This window comes from Arthrobacter sp. ISL-48, from assembly GCF_018613805.1.
Lineage (GTDB): Bacteria > Actinomycetota > Actinomycetes > Actinomycetales > Micrococcaceae > Arthrobacter.
Window position 1 is genome coordinate 1 of the sequence record NZ_JAGGPL010000005.1, and the last position, 6,173, is coordinate 6,173.

Sequence of the window (6,173 nt, forward strand, 5' to 3'; positions counted from 1 at the left end):
CTTGACGAGGAAGAGGCAGTGTTCTCAGCCATGCTTGAGGGATGGCGCGCCCAGCGTGTAGGAGGACGGAACCTCAGAGCCTCCGGCGTGCAATCTGACTTGAACATCGTGCAGCGTTTTAGAACTTCGGCGGGAGCCTTTCCATGGAATTGGAGTGCCGCCTTGTTTGATGAATGGATGGAGGACCTCGTCACCGTTCGGCGGCTGGCCCCCTCGACGATCCGCGGTTATCAGAACGCTGTGGCGCAGTTCTGCGACTTCATCTGTTCGCCGCACTATGACTGGGTCGTCGAGTGTGAATCACGCTTTGGTACACACCCCGTGCAGGTCTGTACCGAGTGGAACACGACCCGCCATTTGCAGGACTACGAGGGCCGGTCCCGGCGGCGCCCTCTGACCCGCACGGAGCTTCAGCAGCTATTCGACCACGCCGATGAGCAGGTCAGCCTGCGCCTGAATTCGGGCCGGAAAGGGTCGTTCATCGCCTACCGCGATGCGACGCTCTTCAAGGTCTCCTATGCCTGGGGACTCCGCGCGAGCGAGGCCGCTGGCCTGGACGTTACGGATTTTTACCGCAACCCCCATGCCCCGGAGTTCGGATCTTTCGGGATGCTGCTTGTCCGCAACGGGAAGTCTTCAAGGGGAGGGGCGCCGAAGCGCCGCTCCGTTGCGACCTTGCACCAATGGGCGGCGGATGCGGTCCAAGACTATGTGGAGAATATATGGCCACTGGTGCGCGATGAATCCTCGAACGCCCTGTGGGTTTCCGAACGCGGCCGCAGGTTGCGGGCCGACGAGGTGAGCAGGCGGTTCGGCGAGTACCGTGACGAGCTCGGGATGGACCAGGTGCTTTCCCCGCACGCGTTGAGACACAGCTACGTCACGCACTTAGCCGAGGATGGTGTCGATCCAATGTTTATCCAGCGCCAGGTGGGCCACGCGTATCAGGCCACAACAGCGATCTACACTGCGGTGAGTGGCGATTTCGCGAACACTATGATGCGAAAAGCGATCTCCGGACTGCTTCAGGCCGCTGGTTCGGAAAGGCAGTGAGATGAACATCTTGGATTATGAATGGCGGCTCCGCGAAGTCATGGCTACCCGCGGGTTATTCAGCACGACGAAGCTGATTCCGCTTCTCAATGAGCGCGGAGTGCACCTCTCTGCCAGTCAGATCTACCGCCTGGCCGCGGAGAAACCTGAAAGGCTGAATCTGCAGGTGCTCGTCGCGCTGATGGACGCCCTGGATTGTTCGGCAGACGACCTCATAGGCAAAGTCCGCGTGCCCTCGGCCCGTGGTCGCGCCACCGGCACCGAAGACGCCCCCGGCGCGGAGAAGGGCCTGGACGTCCTGCGGGAAAAGGGACTGCGGCCCAAACGCGCGGACATAATCCCCAACGACAAGAGCTGATGCCGACGACACCGCCCTGCCTGGAATGCGGCGGGTATGCCGATTCCGGCGAACGTGTGTCCGGCGGATTTATTTGTGAGTGCTGTTGGCAGGTGCACCTGAGGACCGCGACCTCACAGCTTTGTGATCGCATTATGGAAAGGATCGACCCCGAATACCGCCTCGATCCGGTGTCTGTGTCCAGGATCGTCGCTTCTGCGCTGCCAGAACGGGCTGACCGGCTCAGAGTATCGTTCGAGCTGAGCATTAGAGGGTTAGGGCCTAACCGGGCATCAGGAAAACGGAGCCCACATCTCATTGCCCTCGCGGACGAACTCCGCGACAGCGGACTCCCTCAAAAGATGATCGGCCAGCGCCACCTTCCCGGATCAACAGGGTCGAGGGGAATCTGCACTCAGTGCGGACAGGAGCGGCAACTGACCGGCCGAATCGGTGGCGCGCTCCTTTGCGCCGGTTGCTGGCGATCCCACGAACAAGTCCTGAAGGCATGCGTCCGCTGCGAACAAATCAACTACCTGACAAAAGACCGTCTCTGCAAAGGCTGCCGCCGTCGAGACGAAGTGAAAGCGCTCTTCACACCTGAACAACTGGCAAAACGACCAGCCCTCGAAAATGCGCGGGACATCTTGCTGAACGCCGAGCCGCGCTACCTAAACCACATGGTCGGTAGCGGCAGGAACTGGAGGATTCTGCGCCAACTCCTTGCCGGCGAGGCCGGCATCAGCCACGAAGTCCTCGATGCAACCGGCCGACCCGGAGCAGGGATGCTACGTTCCTTCCTCATCGCTACCGGCGTCCTGCCCGAGCGGAACGAGCGCCTTCACGCCTTCGAACAGTGGATTCTAAGGGCCTCACAAACCATCACGGATGACGGGGACCGTCGCTTGTTCACCGGGTTCGCGCGTTGGCGGCACCTTCGAAAGGCGCGACGCCAGGACCGAACCGAGGCTCAGTTCGCAGGCCAACGCAGGGAACTTGCCCAAGTCCGCGCGCTGCTAGACGTCCTCCACGCAAAAGACCTAACGGTGGGTTCCATTGAGCAGGCCACCATGGACGACTGGCTCGCCGGGGGCCCGACTGAACGTCACCGCGTGAAGGCATTCCTACTGTGGTGCCGAACCAACGGCACGGGAAAAACCTTGAAAATCCTCCCACCGCCGGCATCCGGGCTCCCTGCCGTCTTCCTCATGCCCGAGCACGAACGCGCGATGCTCCTAGGCCAGATATTGGATCCTCAAAAGAACATCGAACCAGGCCTGCGCTTGGCCGCAGGCCTGGTCATCATCTACGGATTCAGAAGCCACGAGATCCGAGGGCTGTCTCTGGCAGACGTCACCGTCACGAAGGAGAGTGTCTGGATTCATTTTGGGCACGAACCGCTCCGGTTACCTGACGAACTTGGACAATTTGCCCGTCAGGCAGTCGGCAGGCGACAGGTGATGCGATTTGGGGGGAGTGCTGAGGACGCGCAATGGCTGTTCCCCGGTCCTCTTCACGGACACCCAATTGGCGCGACGGCGCTCCGTAGGCGGCTCGGGGTCATCGGCATCCGACCCCGAGCGACCCGGGCCACAGCGTTAGGACAACTCGCCCAACAACTTCCGCCGCCAGTCCTTGCTCGCCTGACTGGGCTAGCTCCATCTACGACAGTCCGTTGGAATGCCGCTGTCTCTGCCAGCTATGCAGGGAATCTTCCAGTTCGTCGGGAAGCAACGGAGAAATAGTAGCTTCTACTGCCGAAGGGTGACCTTGTTCTTCATCCGGCGCCCAATCGCGAACCATGCCAACGACCCGATAACGGGCAGCGCAAGCACGGTCAACGCCCACGCGATCTGGCTTCCGGTGGTGTGATTCCGGGTCCTCGCGATACTGATCAGCGCACCGATGAACAGGGCGACGTTCACCATCAAAAGGAAGCCCAGGATGCCAAAAGAGGGCACCAGAGGCGCCGCCACCTCGACTGCGGTTCCTGCCATCATCATCGTCCTCCAAAGACCGAGCTGCTTGCGATACGGGCAACGCTACCGCTGGCCGTCCGATATGCCTTGGAAAATATCAACTCCTTCTAGCAGGATGGACCGAACCGGGTGGAAAGCTACTTGGCGGTCCACCAATAGGTTCGGGAACCTTTTCGGATCCTGTGGACACTACAAGGTATGAGGCTTATGGGGGAAACCGACAAAGACCTGTGGCATAAGTGCATCGCGGGCGACGCTGATGCGTTCGGAGTCTTGTTCGACAGGCACGCAGATGCGGTCTTCCGGTATTGCCTGTCCCGCTGTGGTTCTTGGCACGACGCAGAGGAACTCGTGTCGATCACTTTCTTGGAGGCGTGGCGACAACGGTACAGGCTTAAACCGGAGAGGGACACCGTGCTGCCGTGGCTGCTTGGCGTGGCAACGAACGCGAACCGCAACCGCGCCAGGGGATTGCGGAGGCATGCCGCCTTCCTTGCCAGGCTGCCGCACTCTGATCCCCGGCACGGCCAGAATGAAGCAGACCACGCAGAATCGGTTGCTTCAAGGCTTGACGCAGAACGGTCCGTCCGCGAATTGCTCAACACGACCGCCGGCCTAAATGACGGTGAACGGGATGTCGTTGTCCTGTGCCTGATGAACGGAATAGGGCAAGAAGAGGCCGCCAAGACCCTCGGTGTCCGAACCGGGACGGTGAAGTCGAGACTGCATCGCGCACGGGCCAAACTTGCGGCCACGAACCGGGCACAAAAGCCCGCCGAACAACTCGACACGACAATCGTTGAAGCGAGGATCTCATGAACCTGTCTGAAGTGACCTACCCGAAAGACACGAAAAACCGCGTCCAGAACATCCTCGTCCAGGAAGCCCGGCGGAACGCCAAACCGTCTCCACGCTGGCGCAAACCGACAATGCTGACCTTCGCCGGACTGGCACTGGCCGGCACCACAGCCGCAGGAGTCTACGTGGCCTTGGCACCCGTGGAGGACAAACGCGACGTCCGCTGCTACTACCGCGCCGACCTCACCAGAACGTATCCCGTTTTGGAGGGTAATCCCGGAGTGACAAGGCCCCCTTACATCACCACGGGAATTTTCGTTACAGGATTCGATGAGAAGAAAAACCCCTACCCGGACGATAAGAACGCCGGAATGAAACAGGTCGTGGACCCAATAAACCAGTGCAGCCGAGCCTGGGACATGGGAACCATGAACCCGTACGGAATCAACAACGACCTCATCCCCAAGGGTTTCATCTCCCCGCCTCCAGGCGACCTGCCCACTGCGGAGGGAGTTAAAGACCAGAACGGCAAGCCCCTTTTCCCGGATCCGGCCCTTAAGTCGTTCGGAAATTACATACCGTTCCTGACAGCATGCGTCGTGGACAACACCGTCGCCGTCATCCCCGGCCCGCCCGAGGTCTGCGCACAACTCGGGATTCCCGCACTCGACGAAAGCTAACGTGCCAGCCGGGCCACGGCGTCCGTAGGCCGGTCCCTCACTGTCAACAAAATCTTGCGCCGTGTCCTGTGACTGTTCGTTCAGAATGGCGGTTCTGCGGCACCGAGCTTCTTAGATGGCATGGCATATGAGACAGGAGCATTATGAGACACCTCTGCCCCTATCTCGGCAATCGCGGCCATGTGGCGGAGGCGAGAATAGCCAACTTCCGCTGACGTGCATCGATTGCGGATGCAGTCCAGTCCGATTCAGCGCCAGCTTGACTAGTAAGGTGCAGCGCCGAGGAGGCTAGAACAGATCTCTTCGCGGCCCAGCCTTTATTCCCGATCCGGTCGTTCACCCCCTTTTTGAGTAAAACGTGATTGCCAACCCGGTCAACGTAGCTCCGACGATCTTCAAGCGAGAAGGAAGGCCAGTCCACATCTTTGGCATTGCGAGGGAGCACGTGTTCAAGATTGACAAGATCCACGTCATCATTAACGATGAGTTCCGGTTCAGCGTCGCCTCGTTCCGTGAGCTCTAGCGAACGAAGCAGGTACCTAGAAAGCTTCGGAGTAGCCCGCCAATCCTCAAAACCAGTCTGAAATACAGCGTCGGATGGCACCAGCGAACCAACCTTCGTCTTTGTCAGAATCTCTTCCGTAGTTGTCACTCTTCCTTGCCGGATTTCCACGGCTGCGTCGCAAAATGCAGCCTCCGCAACGCCCCCACTTAGATTTCCTGAGGACAACATCCGTACCGACCAAGACACAAGCGCGAGCATAAAGCGCTCGACTTCCTTTGGCTCGAAAGTTGCTAACGCAGCAAGGACTAGAGGTCGGTATCGCTCGATTTTCAGATCTGCCACGATATCGGCTGCACTACCCACGGATCCGGCAAACTCCGACCAGTAATCACTGTCTGATCGAACAATCGCGTAATACAGGCGTGACGCGTCTCTAAGCTCCTGAGTGAACTTAACGGCTGAATCTGGATCCGTGACGATCCCTTTGAGTTTCCCGTAAACCTCTCGCTCTCGTACAAGCCCAAATTTTGAGCTGAGCAGATGCCGAGCAAACGTCGTAAACAATCTGTTGCCGACTTTATCGATTCCGAGGTTACTTAGGGTCGCGAGCCACCCAGCCTGAACCTCGTCCAGCCTGGCTCCTGACTGGCTGAAAAGAAAATTCTTCAGCAGGTCGGCAATGGTCAGATCCGCTCCTCGATCGTTCAGGGTCTCGAAGATCATGAATGCATCTGCCTCAGTGGCGACCACGATGGCTACGACCTGCACGCTCTCGTCCAGCCAAGTCTCGAGCTCGCCGAGTTTAACTGCCCAGTTAATCC

General features: G+C 59.3%; 6 protein-coding genes. 4 read left to right on the forward strand and 2 right to left on the reverse strand.

The features are described 5' to 3' along the window. Both J7E83_RS09580 and J7E83_RS09585 read left to right on the forward strand, forming a co-directional pair. On the forward strand, positions 1-1,053 hold a 1,053-nt coding region (locus tag J7E83_RS09580), incomplete at its 5' end, for a tyrosine-type recombinase/integrase (RefSeq protein ID WP_251043696.1). A gap of 1 nt (position 1,054) precedes the next feature. After that, a complete protein-coding gene (locus J7E83_RS09585) occupies positions 1,055-1,411 on the forward strand; it encodes a helix-turn-helix transcriptional regulator (RefSeq protein WP_214961442.1) in 357 nt (118 codons plus the stop codon). Between the two features lie 1,730 nt (positions 1,412-3,141). Here J7E83_RS09585 and J7E83_RS09590 read toward each other — a convergent pair. Beyond that, positions 3,142-3,387 carry a PLDc N-terminal domain-containing protein gene (locus J7E83_RS09590; protein ID WP_251043697.1) on the reverse strand — a complete coding sequence of 82 codons (246 nt, stop codon included), beginning with the start codon at positions 3,385-3,387 and terminating at the stop codon, positions 3,142-3,144. A gap of 189 nt (positions 3,388-3,576) precedes the next feature. Between J7E83_RS09590 and J7E83_RS09595 the strand changes: the two genes are divergently transcribed. Both J7E83_RS09595 and J7E83_RS09600 read left to right on the forward strand, forming a co-directional pair. Next, positions 3,577-4,188 (forward strand): RNA polymerase sigma factor, encoded by a 612-nt coding sequence (locus tag J7E83_RS09595; RefSeq protein WP_214961444.1) that lies wholly within the window; start codon positions 3,577-3,579, stop codon positions 4,186-4,188. Next, entirely contained in the window at positions 4,185-4,847 is a 663-nt protein-coding gene (locus J7E83_RS09600) for a hypothetical protein (RefSeq protein WP_214961446.1), read from the forward strand. The genes J7E83_RS09595 and J7E83_RS09600 overlap by 4 nt, the downstream gene beginning before the upstream one ends. Before the next feature lie 160 nt (positions 4,848-5,007). On the opposite strand, the gene J7E83_RS09605 is transcribed toward J7E83_RS09600, so the two are convergent. Beyond that, on the reverse strand, positions 5,008-6,173 hold a 1,166-nt coding region (locus J7E83_RS09605; RefSeq protein ID WP_214961448.1), incomplete at its 5' end, for an HNH endonuclease family protein.